31 protein-coding genes are annotated in these 13,903 nt (G+C 38.9%); all 31 read right to left on the reverse strand.

The window, feature by feature from the left end:
• Positions 1–193: 193 nt before the first annotated feature.
• On the reverse strand, positions 194–1,399 hold the full coding sequence (locus tag T525_RS0108515; RefSeq protein WP_198022672.1) for an IS256 family transposase: 1,206 nt from the start codon (positions 1,397–1,399) through the stop codon (positions 194–196).
• A 224-nt stretch (positions 1,400–1,623) separates the two neighbouring features.
• Positions 1,624–1,797 carry an antitoxin VbhA family protein gene (locus T525_RS16335; protein WP_156945674.1) on the reverse strand — a complete coding sequence of 58 codons (174 nt, stop codon included), beginning with the start codon at positions 1,795–1,797 and terminating at the stop codon, positions 1,624–1,626.
• Positions 1,798–1,828: 31 nt separating this feature from the next.
• Positions 1,829–2,101: a hypothetical protein gene (locus T525_RS14815; RefSeq protein ID WP_037325538.1), complete on the reverse strand. Its 273-nt coding sequence runs from the start codon at positions 2,099–2,101 to the stop codon at positions 1,829–1,831.
• A gap of 8 nt (positions 2,102–2,109) precedes the next feature.
• On the reverse strand, positions 2,110–2,382 hold the full coding sequence (locus T525_RS0108530; protein ID WP_027406853.1) for a hypothetical protein: 273 nt from the start codon (positions 2,380–2,382) through the stop codon (positions 2,110–2,112).
• Positions 2,383–2,430: 48 nt separating this feature from the next.
• Positions 2,431–2,787, reverse strand: a complete 357-nt coding sequence (locus tag T525_RS0108535) for a hypothetical protein (protein WP_156945677.1) — start codon at positions 2,785–2,787, stop codon at positions 2,431–2,433.
• A gap of 15 nt (positions 2,788–2,802) precedes the next feature.
• Positions 2,803–2,958, reverse strand: coding sequence for a hypothetical protein (locus T525_RS16340; RefSeq protein WP_156945680.1), 156 nt, complete (start codon positions 2,956–2,958; stop codon positions 2,803–2,805).
• On the reverse strand, positions 2,942–3,262 hold the full coding sequence (locus T525_RS14820) for a nucleotidyltransferase family protein (protein WP_037325540.1): 321 nt from the start codon (positions 3,260–3,262) through the stop codon (positions 2,942–2,944). Before T525_RS14820 ends, T525_RS16340 begins: the two co-directional genes overlap by 17 nt.
• A 52-nt stretch (positions 3,263–3,314) precedes the next feature.
• Positions 3,315–3,677, reverse strand: coding sequence for a hypothetical protein (locus tag T525_RS0108545; RefSeq protein WP_027406855.1), 363 nt, complete (start codon positions 3,675–3,677; stop codon positions 3,315–3,317).
• A 57-nt stretch (positions 3,678–3,734) separates the two neighbouring features.
• Complete coding sequence (locus T525_RS14825; protein WP_037325542.1) at positions 3,735–3,929, reverse strand: hypothetical protein; 195 nt, start codon at positions 3,927–3,929, stop codon at positions 3,735–3,737.
• 67 nt (positions 3,930–3,996) lie between these two features.
• Positions 3,997–4,275 (reverse strand): hypothetical protein, encoded by a 279-nt coding sequence (locus T525_RS0108555; RefSeq protein WP_027406856.1) that lies wholly within the window; start codon positions 4,273–4,275, stop codon positions 3,997–3,999.
• 85 nt (positions 4,276–4,360) lie between these two features.
• Positions 4,361–4,594: a hypothetical protein gene (locus T525_RS0108560; RefSeq protein ID WP_027406857.1), complete on the reverse strand. Its 234-nt coding sequence runs from the start codon at positions 4,592–4,594 to the stop codon at positions 4,361–4,363.
• Between the two features lie 15 nt (positions 4,595–4,609).
• Complete coding sequence (locus T525_RS0108565; RefSeq protein WP_027406858.1) at positions 4,610–4,849, reverse strand: hypothetical protein; 240 nt, start codon at positions 4,847–4,849, stop codon at positions 4,610–4,612.
• A gap of 55 nt (positions 4,850–4,904) precedes the next feature.
• Complete coding sequence (locus T525_RS0108570) at positions 4,905–5,186, reverse strand: hypothetical protein (RefSeq protein ID WP_027406859.1); 282 nt, start codon at positions 5,184–5,186, stop codon at positions 4,905–4,907.
• A gap of 14 nt (positions 5,187–5,200) precedes the next feature.
• Positions 5,201–5,638: a hypothetical protein gene (locus T525_RS0108575; protein WP_027406860.1), complete on the reverse strand. Its 438-nt coding sequence runs from the start codon at positions 5,636–5,638 to the stop codon at positions 5,201–5,203.
• Positions 5,639–5,654: 16 nt separating this feature from the next.
• The gene (locus tag T525_RS0108580; RefSeq protein WP_156945686.1) at positions 5,655–5,960 is read right to left on the reverse strand and encodes a hypothetical protein; all 306 of its coding nucleotides are present in this window, start codon (positions 5,958–5,960) and stop codon (positions 5,655–5,657) included.
• Positions 5,961–5,987: 27 nt separating this feature from the next.
• Entirely contained in the window at positions 5,988–6,251 is a 264-nt protein-coding gene (locus T525_RS0108585; RefSeq protein WP_027406862.1) for a hypothetical protein, read from the reverse strand.
• A 27-nt stretch (positions 6,252–6,278) separates the two neighbouring features.
• Positions 6,279–6,881 carry a hypothetical protein gene (locus tag T525_RS0108590; protein ID WP_027406863.1) on the reverse strand — a complete coding sequence of 201 codons (603 nt, stop codon included), beginning with the start codon at positions 6,879–6,881 and terminating at the stop codon, positions 6,279–6,281.
• A gap of 18 nt (positions 6,882–6,899) precedes the next feature.
• A complete protein-coding gene (locus T525_RS0108595; protein WP_027406864.1) occupies positions 6,900–7,868 on the reverse strand; it encodes a DHHA1 domain-containing protein in 969 nt (322 codons plus the stop codon).
• A gap of 20 nt (positions 7,869–7,888) precedes the next feature.
• A complete protein-coding gene (locus T525_RS0108600; RefSeq protein WP_027406865.1) occupies positions 7,889–8,299 on the reverse strand; it encodes a hypothetical protein in 411 nt (136 codons plus the stop codon).
• A 44-nt stretch (positions 8,300–8,343) separates the two neighbouring features.
• Positions 8,344–8,589, reverse strand: a complete 246-nt coding sequence (locus T525_RS0108605; RefSeq protein WP_027406866.1) for a hypothetical protein — start codon at positions 8,587–8,589, stop codon at positions 8,344–8,346.
• Positions 8,590–8,622: 33 nt separating this feature from the next.
• Entirely contained in the window at positions 8,623–8,904 is a 282-nt protein-coding gene (locus T525_RS0108610; protein ID WP_027406867.1) for a hypothetical protein, read from the reverse strand.
• Positions 8,905–8,939: 35 nt separating this feature from the next.
• Positions 8,940–9,638, reverse strand: a complete 699-nt coding sequence (locus T525_RS0108615; protein ID WP_027406868.1) for a metallophosphoesterase — start codon at positions 9,636–9,638, stop codon at positions 8,940–8,942.
• Complete coding sequence (locus T525_RS0108620) at positions 9,635–9,883, reverse strand: hypothetical protein (protein ID WP_027406869.1); 249 nt, start codon at positions 9,881–9,883, stop codon at positions 9,635–9,637. The genes T525_RS0108615 and T525_RS0108620 overlap by 4 nt, the downstream gene beginning before the upstream one ends.
• 31 nt (positions 9,884–9,914) lie before the next feature.
• On the reverse strand, positions 9,915–10,208 hold the full coding sequence (locus T525_RS0108625) for a UPF0175 family protein (protein WP_051533513.1): 294 nt from the start codon (positions 10,206–10,208) through the stop codon (positions 9,915–9,917).
• A 12-nt stretch (positions 10,209–10,220) separates the two neighbouring features.
• Complete coding sequence (locus T525_RS0108630) at positions 10,221–10,475, reverse strand: hypothetical protein (RefSeq protein WP_027406871.1); 255 nt, start codon at positions 10,473–10,475, stop codon at positions 10,221–10,223.
• A 155-nt stretch (positions 10,476–10,630) separates the two neighbouring features.
• Positions 10,631–10,882 (reverse strand): hypothetical protein, encoded by a 252-nt coding sequence (locus T525_RS0108635; protein ID WP_027406872.1) that lies wholly within the window; start codon positions 10,880–10,882, stop codon positions 10,631–10,633.
• A 111-nt stretch (positions 10,883–10,993) separates the two neighbouring features.
• On the reverse strand, positions 10,994–11,692 hold the full coding sequence (locus tag T525_RS0108645) for a hypothetical protein (RefSeq protein ID WP_027406873.1): 699 nt from the start codon (positions 11,690–11,692) through the stop codon (positions 10,994–10,996).
• Positions 11,670–11,969, reverse strand: a complete 300-nt coding sequence (locus T525_RS14830; RefSeq protein WP_051533514.1) for a hypothetical protein — start codon at positions 11,967–11,969, stop codon at positions 11,670–11,672. Before T525_RS14830 ends, T525_RS0108645 begins: the two co-directional genes overlap by 23 nt.
• Positions 11,970–12,004: 35 nt before the next feature.
• Positions 12,005–12,892, reverse strand: coding sequence for an ATP-grasp domain-containing protein (locus T525_RS0108655; protein ID WP_198022665.1), 888 nt, complete (start codon positions 12,890–12,892; stop codon positions 12,005–12,007).
• Positions 12,893–12,897: 5 nt separating this feature from the next.
• On the reverse strand, positions 12,898–13,167 hold the full coding sequence (locus tag T525_RS0108660) for a hypothetical protein (RefSeq protein WP_027406875.1): 270 nt from the start codon (positions 13,165–13,167) through the stop codon (positions 12,898–12,900).
• Between the two features lie 36 nt (positions 13,168–13,203).
• Positions 13,204–13,902, reverse strand: coding sequence for a hypothetical protein (locus tag T525_RS0108665; RefSeq protein ID WP_027406876.1), 699 nt, complete (start codon positions 13,900–13,902; stop codon positions 13,204–13,206).
• Position 13,903: the final 1 nt, after the last annotated feature.

A 13,903-nucleotide genomic window follows, 5' to 3' on the forward strand; every position in this document is an offset into this window, starting at 1 on the left:
CCAAAGAAAGAGCCTGTGAAAAAATCTCTGTAAATAGAGTCTTCTATGGCAATAAAAACTATATATTTCATAATTTTGCTGGAATTGGTTGAAACCGGTTCCAGCATTTTTCTTAGCTGTAATTTTAGACAACTCAACAAACTGAGGACTGGCTCCAGGCCTCAATTTTAATAAAGCTGTAACAAGAAATAGCCTAATATTCAAGCCGATCTTCATACATAATGCTTAATTCGCCGTATACACGGCCCCAATTACGAATCGGCATAGTCCATTTTTTAGTGGCTTCCAAAGTAGCAAGATACAGTGCCTTCATCAAGGCCTGTGAATCCGGGAAAACGCTACGCTGGCGGTTAAGACGCCTGTAACTGGAATTGAGGCTTTCAATGGCGTTGGTAGTATAAATAACCTTCCTGACCTCCGATGAAAACTTGAAAATTGGCGTTATTACATCCCAATTTGTCGTCCAGCTCTTCATGGCATTAGGATATTTTTCCTTCCATTTTTCGGTAACAGCATCGCGGTTTTTGCGGCCCTGTTCCTCAGTAACTGCGTGGTAAATGCTCTTTAGATCAGTTGCAAATTCCTTGCGGTCTTTATCTGCCACATATTTTAAGGTATTGCGCACCTGATGAACAATGCAGCGCTGGTATTCAGCTTTTGGAAATGCAGCTACAACAGCCTCCTTCATGCCGGTCAGCCCATCGGCACAGATAATTAAAATATCCCTAAGGCCACGATTTTTAAGTTCATTGAATAAATTGAGCCAATATTTGGCACTTTCATTTTCGCCAATGTAGATGCCCAATACTTCTTTTATTCCGTCTCTATTTATTCCCAAGATTACGTAAGCTGCCATTTTCCGGATGATGCCGTTATCCTTTACAGAGTAATGAATTGCATCAACAAATACCACCGGATATACGCTGGACAAGGCTCTGTTTTGCCAGTCCTGTATTTCAGGCAATAATTTATCCGTAACATCAGAAATAAAGCCCTCAGAAACATCGAAGCCATAAATGTCCTCTATGGTGTCAGAAATCTGTCTGGTAGTCATACCTTTGGCATACATGGATATAATTTTCTTGTCAATGTCCGAAATGTCCTTCTGACGTTTCTTGACGACTTGTGGTTCAAAGGTGGATTGTCTGTCCTGGGGAACATCAATCTGAAAACTGCCATAACTGCTGTTAACGGTTTTCGTCTTGTAGCCGTTACGACTATCCTCATTATCTGAGCGCTCGGATTTCTGGTAGCCAAGATGGCTGTCCATTTCAGCCTCCATCATTTCTTTGATGGTTCCGCCCAGTAGATCTTTCAAAGCATTCTGAATGTCTTCTGCGGTTTCAATCTCATATTCAGACAAGAGCTGCTGAATGATCTGTCTTTTACCTTCTGTCATCTGAACATGGTGAATGGGTTTCTTTGCTTTCTTTGCCATAGTAAAAGGCCTCCTATGATTTTATATTTTACCATAGAAGACCTTAACTGTTACTGTTGTTATTATTTACAGAAAAACTTTCACACTCTCCAAAGAAATTTTATGTTTTTTTACTGTCCTCTTGACGGGTAGCAGTTCAATTGGCCAAGGCTTAAGGAAAGTTTTTCGGTTGTTGTGGTATTGGCTTATCTGCCATATTTTTCATTTAACTCCTTAATTACATCCTCAACATCAATTTTGCCTTCAGCTATCTGGAGGCCCTTTTTAATCATGTCATCCGTGACATGCATACCTTCAATAGCCATAGTAGCCACAGCCTGTCTTACTTGTTCTTTCGGGGAAAGTAGATTTTTTTGCATTTATATCACCTCAGTTTGTGTTCAATGCCCCTCATTTTTGAGGGTGTATTGGTTTAGCCATACCTTTGACATAGGACTGAATAAATTCAAATTTTCCCTTTAACCGCATCATATCATCCATGGAAGAATATTTACTTCCCAGTATATCTCTCCATATAGAAGCAGTTTGTTCTTCAAGCACAACAAGCGGGTGGTCACTATCCGGCGCAATTCCATTTTTGGTAATACGTCTGCTTATATCTGCTAAAAGTCCTGCAAATGCTTCATGTAGAATTTCTTTATATTCTATAACACGATAATCCATTCATAAAACTACCTCTTTATGAGTTCCAATAAATCATTTATCTCATTCATATCAGCTTTATCGTAATAATACATGGGGACCTCTGCTTTTTCATACAAGCGCATTAAATCTAATCGTCCAATATTCATAAATTTAGAAACTTCCCCAATAGATATAGTCTTATTCATAATGTATGGATAATACAATAAAGCAAGTTGTAATTGTTTTTCTTCTTCAGATAGCGGATGTTTATCCATGAAGTCTTTAGCTGATTTAGAAATCTCAATTATCATCTTTTCCATAAATAACACCTCAGTTGAATAACCCTCTCATTTGGGGCTTATATCGGCTTAAGGTTCTATTTCTTCAGGACAATGAGGCTCCATTTCTTCAGGATCAGTAGAAGCTTTGACAACTTCCTTGCTCCTCTTTTCCTGCTCATAAAGGCGTTTTTGAAGAGCCGCTACCTGCTCTTGCAACGCATTAATTTTTTGATTGTTGTCTTTTACGTAATCCACCACACAATTAAAACGTTGTCTTTCCCATTCTCTCATTTCCCGAAGAGCATCTGTAATGTCAATACCCATCTGAAGGAGAGTGACACTTGCCGTCAAATTAGAATTAGCCGCCTGTGCAGCAATTTTTGCATTATTCTTAGCACTTTGAGCATTATTAGCAGCATCAAGAGCAAAAACATCAAACCCCATATCTATCATCCTTTCTTATCTCTTTGAATCTGGATTTCCAGGATAACCACCATCATTTATAATTCCATCATCAGAAGGATATTCTTTATATAATAGTGTTGCTGTTCTATATTGTCTTTTTGACATATCTAATAATGTTTCAGTAGGTAATATTTTATTCGGCTCGTTCATAAACTACAACTCCCGTTCTTCCGATTTCATAAGCCATTCTTCTATCTACTGTATAATTGTCCCATTTATCCCAAACTATCATTTCTCCTAAAGCTGGCCATTTTGTTTTTTCTCCAACAAACTCAAAATAAATATCTATATCACTGTCAGGCCGGCAATCGTCTCGAACACTACTTCCAAATACAACAGCTTTTTTTATATTTGGATCTTCTTTACACAAATCTACCATTTTTCTAACAGCTTCTTGGTGCAATGGATTAATTTTTTCAATATTCATAAAAGGAGTTGTAACCGCTTTCCACATAACCATCCCTCCTTGTGTTGAATAACCCTATCATTTTGGGGCTTATATCGGCTTAAGGTTCTATTTCTTCAGGACAAGGAGGCTCCATTTCTTCCAGAGCAGAAGAATTTTCATCAGCTTCTTTGCTTCTCTGTTCTTGTTCGTAGAGACGTTTCTGTATTCCAGCAACCTGAGCCTTTAAATCTTGTATTTCAACATTAAGTTCTCTCATAGTGTGTATCATATCATTAAATCTTTGATGTTGAAAATTTTTCATTTCACGAAGGGCATCTGTAATGTCAATCCCCATCTGAAGCAGAGCAACATTTGCACTTAAATTAGCACTGGCAGCCTGTGCAGCCATATTAGCATTATTATTAGCTTTTCTGGCCTGATTAGAGGCATCTGCAGAAAAAATATCATAATTAATCCCCATATCTATCATCCTTTCGTTTTGCGATAGCCATGTCCTTTATAAACCTTGCTATCCAAGTTATTCAATTTCCACATCCTCCATGACATCAAGCTCCTCTTCAGTAATCCCCAAGCTTTCCAATATTTCTTCCTGGCTGTACAGCTTCCCGGAAGAATTTTTGATTCTTTCCTCAGCCAGCTTTAAAAGTCGCATATCTTCAAGTTCTTCTAGTTCTTCTAATGTCATTCTTTTACCAGTATTCTTTGTCAACATGGCAAATCTCTCCCTTCAACTTGTTAAGCTTAGAACATCATCCATAATTTATTGTCTGCTTCTCTATTCATTCTATTTCACTCAAAAGGTTCTTTTTACAGGAATGTGGCTCGTCATCTGGATCTGACCAAATAGCATCATCAATTTGATGTTTTATCTCATCTTCAAAGCTTAAATGTATAAACGCTGGTCCAAATTGTTCATATCCATCGGCTCCATAAATAATAATGTTATCCTTTACTTCCAAAATGACACTACCAGACCTTTGGCAAATATCTTGAATTCTTTCTTCCATCAAATCCATATTTGCTTTTTTTGAGAAAATCAATTTCATGGTATATTCCATATATATCATCCTCGTGCTATGTTTAAAGGCCCTCACTTTAAAGGATTATATTGAGTTTATTGTTTTAGCCAAATAGAAAACTCTTTCACTGTTTTAACACATAACATTTATCCAATGATGTAAACCTCATTTCTATTTCACCATCAAGTGCTTTTTCAATCATTTCATTGTACGAAGTATCTGCTTCAGTATATTTAACAATAGCAGACTGGATATTATACGAATTAGGGTAACAATCCACCAATCCTACATTTTGATGTGGATATTTTTCAATTATTTCTTCCCAGGTCATTCTTTTGCCAGTATTTCCTGCCAACATAGCAAACAACCTCCTTCAGGCGAACGTTTCTCCACCATTATCCTCGTCAACAGTAGTGTACATCAAAAATATTTCCCCATTGCTGGCCATACGTACTAACTCAGAATAAGTCTTTTCACGGTCTGTATATTTTACACTTGCTGTATCAAAGTTTATGGAGTTAGGAGTACAATCTATTAAACCAACATTCTGATGTGGATAAGTGGCAATAATTTCCTCTAATGTCATTCTTTTGCCAGTATTTCCTGCCGACATAGCAAACACCCCCATATAAATTGCGCCTCCGTTTAGTGAGAAGGACTGGTTGGACTCATATTACTTTCATTAATAACTGCTTTTTACAGGAATGTGAGCCTTCGTCTGAATCTGTCCATATAATATCATCGATATGCCGTTTAATATCTTCGTCAAAGGTTAGGAGCATAAAGGCCGGTCCAAATTTTTCGTATATTTCTGCCCCATAGACAATGAAATTATCGTTTATTTCCAAGACTACACTACCAACCCTTTGACAGATAGCCTTTATTTTTTCTTCCATAACGGCCATATCAGTTTCCTTGGTAAAAATCAATTTCATGGTATATTCCATCATAATTGTCCTATCATTCACCTTAAAAACTTATCTTCACTTATAATTTCAACAGCCATATACTCATCTACAGTACTCAGGCCGGGATAGTAGATAAGCATTGCTTTAAAGGGTACTTTATCAATAATCTCGTTGCTGGATTTTTTTAATTCAAAGTACAAAAGACGATATATAAAGCCTATCCACCAAAGGGCATCTGGAATATATAGTGGCTCAGGCAATTTAGGGACATTTATTTCAGGCAATATAAAATCAAGGCACTCCTCAGGATCTGCCATCTGAAATGGCGAATAAGCTGTGTCCATGCTGCGTTCACAAAAATGTGATTTCATATACGCTGGAACAAACTTATCCATATCATATCCCAGCTCATTTGCACACTGGAATATATCTCCCTGGGTCTCGCAAATAACCATTTGTATATCCTTTGAAAGCTCATCAGAAGAATAAGTCATAAACAGCGACTCCTTTTTACACTTCCTGCTTGTTTTTCCTATGTTTATCAAAAAAAGTAGAAACCTCATCCTCTGTATTCTTGTATTTATCCCAATCTTCTTTATTTATGTATGAAAGTCCATATTTTCCATAAAAATTAATTAAATCAAATTTATCTACTCCCAGCAGTTGATCTGCGTATCCATGAGACATTAATCCGGCATCTATATAGGCATACAAAAGAAATGCTGCACGTTTAAAATCTGTAGCCTCGTCTACAGGCTTTTTATTTATATAATCTGCCATATTATCAGGCAATTCCAATGTAGCTAATTTCATCAACTACCAGTCCCTTCAGTTGAATGTCCCTCATTTGGGAAGATTGTATTGATTCATCTGCTTTTTCACACTCTTATAGTAATCTTCCAACTCTTTCATCTGCTCCATGGTGGAGTACTTGTCTGTTAAAATGCTTCCCCAGATTTCCCTAACCTTTCTGCGTGTATCACAAATAGGGGCATTGGAATTTATATCGATACTATTCTCCTGAATTATTCTTGCCAAATCTGCCAGCAGCCCTGCAAATAATTCGTGCAGGATTTCCTTTTTTTCAATCACATCATAATTAATCATATTGCCTCCGATAGGGTATATTGCTCATTAAGAATAGTCTTTCATAATGTCATCCAGGCAAGGATACGTACCATCAAAGGGATCTGTACAATAAGCTCCTATAAGATTCGCCTTTATGTAATCGTCAGAACATATATCAATTAAGGCTGGGCTAAACGCTTCAAAGGAATCCGCCCCAAAAGTGATTGAGTTTTCCGCGTGTTTTAAGAGAACAGTGCCATTTTCATTACATATACTCTCAATTTTTTGCAATAGCTTTTCCATCTTGCCCTTTTGGGAAAAAAGCAGTTTTAAGGTATATTCCATGTCTGCACTTTCTCTCACTGCCTCTTTACTGCTTTTGCCCTGATTAACCAATTCAGTTAGTGACTTAACTTTATCCATATTGATAGGCTCATGTGTGATATATGATGGAACCTCGGCCTTTTCATACAGATTCATCAGTTCTATGCGTGAAATACCCATTAATTTGGAAATAACTCCTATATCACCTTCCCCATTAAGCATATATGGATAAAAGAATAACGCCATTTGAAGCATTTCTTCTTCCTTTGAAAGTGGGTGCTTGGCAATAAAATCCTTTGCCAGCGGTGATACTTCCAGAAATAAGGTTTCATTCATTTTGTTCATAAACAACAACCCCGTTTATTACAGACTCTGCTTCGTTTTCCCTATTTCAATTACCTTGCCCATTTTGCCCAGTATGGCTTTGGCTGTGTCTTCGGCAATGCCGGCTATATCCCCGCCACTTGCCTTGGGATGGCCGCCCCCGGCATAGAACTTACTCATTATTTCGCCCAGATTCAGGTCATCTCGTGTGGTACGGACTTCTATTTTATCGTGATTAAGATTTACCATGAAGGCTATATCCACTCTATATTCCTCGCATATTTTATTGCCAATGGAAGATGTGTACCTGCTGTTATTGTAGGTAAGGCAGAAGCTGTATTCTTTGCCTTCACTTTCCAGCCTCCCCTTATATGCGGTTTGCATAAAACCGCTTACGTCCTTGGCTTCCCTTTCCGCCTCGTAGGCAAGGATAGTCCGCTCATACTCGTTAAACAAGGTCAGCTCATTCAAATCCTTTTTGGCCAGGCGTTCCGTGAAGGCTTTCACCGTGTACTGCAGGCCCAGCTTGAATACCATTGTTGCCAGATATTTTGGCATCTGGCTGGAATACTTGGCAAATTCCCATGTGTCATAAAGGCGCACCTGTTCAATGAAAAAATCTCTTTTGGTAATAAGCCCCTTGTTCTGCAAATATCTGTAGAACAGCTCCGCCCCGCAGGTAGGTCTGCCATCCAGTATTTCAGTAACAGTTGCCCACTTATAAGCCTTGAAGTCTTCCACTGCTGTCAGATGGTGGTCAAAAAGCTTTATATGATTGAGAATTTTGGGGTTCTCCTGCTGCACCTCATCAACATCAAAGCTACAGTCCGTAACAAATATCCCCTCATAATTCTTATATTCCGTCCCCATGGCTATCAGCTTTTTGGTGCAGTCATTGGGATTGTTTATGTATGTGATATCCGTATTTCCCTTGTAGGCAATATTGGCCAGTATGGCACAGGCCGCCCCATCCATATCTGTATGGGTAAGTAATTTATATGGTTTCATAACATCATTCCTCATTATACTTATAACTCGCCCCGCGCCCGAAGCTCTTCTCTGATCTCATCCACCAGTTCAACTATTTTTTCTGACATTGCTTTTTCTTCCTCATTTTCTCGCTCATCTAAACTATTAATTAGTTCCTTCAAGCCCGGTAAGCAGTCCTCATCTTCGTTATCAACAGTACTTATTATAGCTTCAAAGAACTGCAGACATTCTGGATGTTTTACAACATGTGATGCGAGATACTGGTGCATTCCGTAATAGGAGATTTTATCCTTGGGGAGAGTAAACAGGCCGTATTCTGATTCTGTAATTCCCTTTGATTTGGTATATTCCCTAATAGGCGCAAGCACCTCATCACCTGTAGTCCCGACTGCCTCCATGGCTTCCATATTAAATTTGAACCTTATGGTTGGTAAATTGCCATACATCATAGCTCACCTCACACAACACTTCTGTCATTAAGCTGAATGGCTCTCTATTCGCTACCCTTTAATACGAACTGAAACACTTTCCATAGACCTTGCTGAATGTATGGTTTCGGAATTGATACTATAATCTCCTTTATTTCATATTTGTCTTCTAAAGAGTGTTCTGTAAGAAACTTCTTCATTGAATCATACAATCCGTCTTTGTTAGAAGTATAAGTACCACCGCGATCTGCGCCGTTTGCTTCTGCGTTTACTATAATACGATTGATGAGTTCAATAGTTTCATTATTCATAATCCAAAAGCCTCCATAACATCCTCAACAGTATCAAATTCCTTCTCTGGGTGTCAGTAAGCCTTTTTTACAAGATTCAATACCCGAAGGATCCTTAGAATAAGCCTCTACTAAATTATTTTTTACAATTGAAGAGTATTTTAAACCAACGTATGCAGGAGCAAAATAATTGATAATATCAGAACCGATTAATACAGAATTGTCTTCAGAGGAAATGAACTCTGCATTTGTTTCATCACATATACTCTGTATTTCTTTATTAATCTCCTCCATATTAGATGATTTTTTAAAAAACATCTTTATTTCAAATATCATATACATACCTCATTTCAACGATACTCCTCCCCCATTCAATCCTTTGCTATATAATCATCCAGCCGTATTACCCTGTTATAAAGACAGGTGAATTTGCCGAAGTCCCTGCTCTGGTGCCAGTGGCCGAAGAACCACCGCTTAAATTCCGGCTTGTGGTTGTATATGAGCTGAAGGGCCTTTTCCACGGTGCTGTAGCCTATTGGTCGTAGATGGAACATTGGATTTATAAGGTCAATGGGGCATGTGTGGGTAAGGATATAGTCCACCTTATTGCCGGCATTTTCAAGATTATCCACGGCCTCACTGAACTCCGCCCAGGAAGGCACCTCCTGGGGCCACCAGCTCAAGCCCTCTCTGCGGTGCTCCTTGTCAGTGGAATCAGCTCCCCCCAGCACGAAAAAGGACTGTCCCTCTATTTCGTAGACCTGCCCCCGCATAAGGTGGATAATGCTTCCATCCTTGTGCACCTTGCCCCCATGCCACTGGCTGACCTCCATGCTGTTTATCCAGTCATGGTTTTCGTGATTCCCGTCCAGCCACAGGGTTGTCCATGGCTTTTCCTGAAGCCACTTGTGCCAATGTCTAAAGGTCTTGTCCTCATGCCAGTAAAGGCCAAAATCCCCCAGAATAATGACGAAATCCTCCTTGGTCATTTCCGCCTGCTGGGGAAACAGAGTAGTATTCAGTTTGGATATATCAAGGGGAATATGGGTATCCCCGGTTATGTAGATCATAGTTTATCACCTGCTAAAAGTGCTCTCAATGTTTTATTGGATATATCACAGTTTCTGATTTCCAAATCAGGCTCCTCGCCATTTTCCAGCTTAATGTCATCACTTTCACACATTTCTCCCCTACAATAAGGGCAATAGAAGCAATAATCCTCCATCAAATGCTGCAAGGGCTTATCCAGATGGGATTTATATTTTGGAGAGAGAAGATATTTTTTGAATATATCCTTGGTGATTGGGATAAGCATGCTATAATTCCCCCTTTACCTAAGCTCTTTTCTAATCTCTACCATTTATCTCTAATTTTTCTGAAATATTGCGCAGATTATTATATACATTTATTTCCTCTTTTATTTCCTCAGCAGAAACGTGTAAATAAGGAATCCCTACACTTTCATAAAGGGAAATCAATGAAAGGCGATCTATGCCTAAAAGCTTTGCAGCATATCCGTGAGATATTTCTTCATTTTGTATATATGGATAGAGAAGCAAGGCTGCTTGAAGCTGTGCCCCTTCTTTATTTAGAGGGTGCTTTTCCATAAAATTCATTACATCATTAGGAATATTCAACATCAAAAATCACCTCTATTGGGGAATACTTTCTTGAAATCTAAAGACAGTATCATATTCATAGTCTGTACTGATCATTATTATTTCTCCATCAAAAGCTTTTATTTCAAGGATGTCATAAGGTGTTGTTTTATCAGTATATTTGACTACAGCCGACTCTATGTCGAATTTCCCTTCCGGCTTACAGTCAACAAGCCCCACAACCTGATGTGGGAAATACCTTTTTATTTCCTCCCAGGTCAGTCGCTTGCCCATGTGCTCTGATGACATATTTGCCTCCCCCTTTCTCCTTATTGACAAGATACTTTTCATTTGGTATTTTATTTACAGAACCACTAATGGAAAAGGCTTAGGGCCATTGTTGCCCTAAAGATTCTGTCCATGATGTGGTTTTTTGTTTTATGCAGCATTCATTTTGAAGGGGTTTATGAGTTTAATTCCTCTATATATTCTTTTACAAACAAATATATTCCCTTAAGCTGCATCACATCTTCCATTGTGGAATATTTTTTAGACAATATATCATCTCTAATTGTGTTTACTTTTTCTCGTAACATAATTAATGACTGTGCTTGATGTTCACTATATTTTTTTATTATTCGATTAAGATCTGCGATTAACCCTGAATACAACTCCAATAAAATTTCCTTGTATTCTATCACTTCATAATTAATCATAGCTCCTCCATAACGTCCTCAATAGTATAAAAGGGCCCAACGACATTACGCTTCTTGTTAACATCCTTCATAGCTCTTACCGTTTTGGAATTAGGATACAGCATACTGTCATCAGACCCCTTGTAATATATTTTCCAAACAGGAATGAAAGCAAGCATCTTTGTCGGACCATATAGCCTTAACCAGATATGGCTTTATTTGTTGGGCATTTAATAAATGAATATATGCGGGGCCAAACTGATCATATTCATTGGCTCCATAGATGATGATATTACCTTCATGCTTAATAATTTCACAGCCAGCTTTTTGGCATATATCTTTTATAATGCTTAGCATTTCATCCATGTTAGCCTCAGGGGAGAAGGTCAGCTCCAGGGTATAGTTCTTGGCTTGTATGAATGACGTTGCCGATAAGTCAGATTCTTCAATTAAACCAAAGCAGCCGCTGCGGCGCAGATACTCTACCAGGGCATCAGGGTCAGAGCACAGCCTTCTGACTTCCTCCTCCCTTGGCAGCAGCACTACATGCTCCCAGCAATCGTAATCTTCAATGCGGTAGCTGTATTCATCAGGGATTTCCACGATTTTTAATTTACAACCCGAGGGAGCAGCCTTTTCCTTTAAATCAGTTATGGTTTTTATAAGATAGGGATCGTCTCTGCATAAATCACAATTTATATGCTTAACACCACCCCAGTCCAACATATCATCAGTAGGCAATTTAATGGGGCTAAGACTGTTGTAGTATTTTACCCCTTCCTCCGATAAGGCAAAGGGGCAATAGTATTCATTTATTACGATTTTCTTCATCAAAAATCACCTCTATTGGGGAAGAGTTTAATTCCTCTATATATTCTTTTGCGAATAAATAAATTCCCTTAAGCTGCATCATATCTTCCATTGTGGAATATTTTCTAGACAATATATCCAGCCATATAATGTTTATTTTTTTCTGAAAAATAACAAGTGGCTCCGTTGATGATTCAGGTATATTATATTTTTTCAATAATCGGTCAATATCCGCCAGCATTCCTGCAAATAATTCATGCAGGATTTCTTTGTATTCAATAACTTCATAATTAATCATAGCCCCTCCATGAAATCAGTTCTTTCAGACATCTATCAGCTAAACGCCAGATAAAGTGCCCTAAAGAAAGCCTTGGCATCCTGGCGGTCGGACAAGCCAGATACACTGCCGTCCCCAGTTTCAATTACCCTCCATGAGCCCTCAGCCAGCTCCGCGTAATCCGCGGTATAAAAAGGACTTTCCAAGGTCTGGTATTTTTTCAGCATTTGTTCTGGCGGTGTAGGAGCGAAGGTCTCCTGGCCGGAATTGGGTTCAAGGGAAATCATTTCATGATTGGCATAAAATGCCCTGTATTCATTGGTTTTCCCATCATATTTCTTCAGCTCCAGATATTCCTTGATACATATCCCCCCGGTCAGAAGCTCACCACGGTATTTGTAAAATACCTCCATCCAGTGCTCAAAATCCTCCTGGCTAAAGGAGCTATCAAAGAATTTCGGGAAATCCGTCCCCTTTACCGATTTTACGAAGTCCTTCACCATAAACCGCGGAAACTCCTTTAAAACAGCGGATATCTGAATTGGCTCATGGAGCTTGAAGCAAAGAATACGGGCGCTGTCCTCCTTGACGTAGGGATAGGCGTTTGGGAAAATGTGAAGCCGCTCATATTCCTCTGGGCCAGTGGTAAGGAGGATATTCCTTTCCTTTAGTGCTTCGTAAAACTGGGCATATGTCTCCGGCCCCATCATCCAGCCACGATAGACAGCCTTGGTGCCAAGCTTTGGCAATTCCCCGGAAAGAATCAGCCTTCCCTGCTGAAACCACCCTTCATAACTAAAGATGATAGGTATAAGATTTTGCTGCTCCAGCACTGCCTCATATTCCTTTTCAAAGTCCCCATCTACAGCAGAGGGATTAAAATAATCCGAAGGGAACAATACTATGCTTAATCTGGTTGCTTCCATGGTTCCGATTTTATTCATCAGAATCACCTCTCTTGGGAACGGCTTACTTGCTTCAGACGTTCCTTTATTTCAGACTTCAGCTCTTTGATTATTTCCTTGTTGTCAATAATATTTACTGAATTATCATCCATATTTACACATTCATTTCCATCTGCGATTGCCAGGCATTCAAAAACATCCACCAGTAAAAAGGAATCCATCTGCTTTATTTTTTCTGTACGTTCCTGCTGACTCATAGCAAGAATCATTTGAAAAGTTCTGATGGTATCTCTAATTGTGTGTTTTTCTTGCATATTCTTTTATTCCCCTTTACTCTAATGCTTATAATTTCACTTCATTCTCCGCATGATATGTTCTAAAACAGAATAAGAGCCTTCAACTTTGTCGTACCAAATAGCTTCAACAAGGTATGGCTTTATATCTTCGGCAAAAATTAAACTAACAAAAGCGGGGCCAAATTCATCATGCTCCATAGCTCCATAAATGATGGTATTACCTTCATGCTTGATAATGCCACATCCAGTTTCTCGGCATATTTCCTTTATACGTTTCAGCATTTCATCCATATTGGCCTCCGTTGAGAAGGTCAGCTCCATGGTGTAATTCATGGATTTTCTGACTGGCGGTGCCAATAATTCAGGATCTTCATCAAAATCACAGCAATCACTGCGGCGCAGATACTCTATCAGGGCATCTGGGTCAGCGCACAGCTTTCTGATCTCATCCTCTCTTGGCAGCAGCACCACCTTCTCCCAGCCGTCATAGTCTTCAATACGGTAGCTGTATCCATCTGGGACCTCCACGATATTTAATTTACAAAGGGGGGCAGCAGCCTTTTCCTTTAAATCAGTTATGGTTTTTATAAGATTGGTGTCATCTCTTCCCAAATAATAAATAACGCCATCAACGCCCCATGCCCGTGGATTATCAATAGACAATTTAATGGGACTAAGACTGTTGTAGTATTTTGCCCCTTCCTCAGACAAGGTAAAAGCACCATAGCTTTCATTAATTACGATTTTCTTCATC

This window comes from Anaerovibrio sp. RM50 (assembly GCF_000622005.1).
Taxonomy (GTDB): Bacteria; Bacillota; Negativicutes; order Selenomonadales; family Selenomonadaceae; genus Anaerovibrio.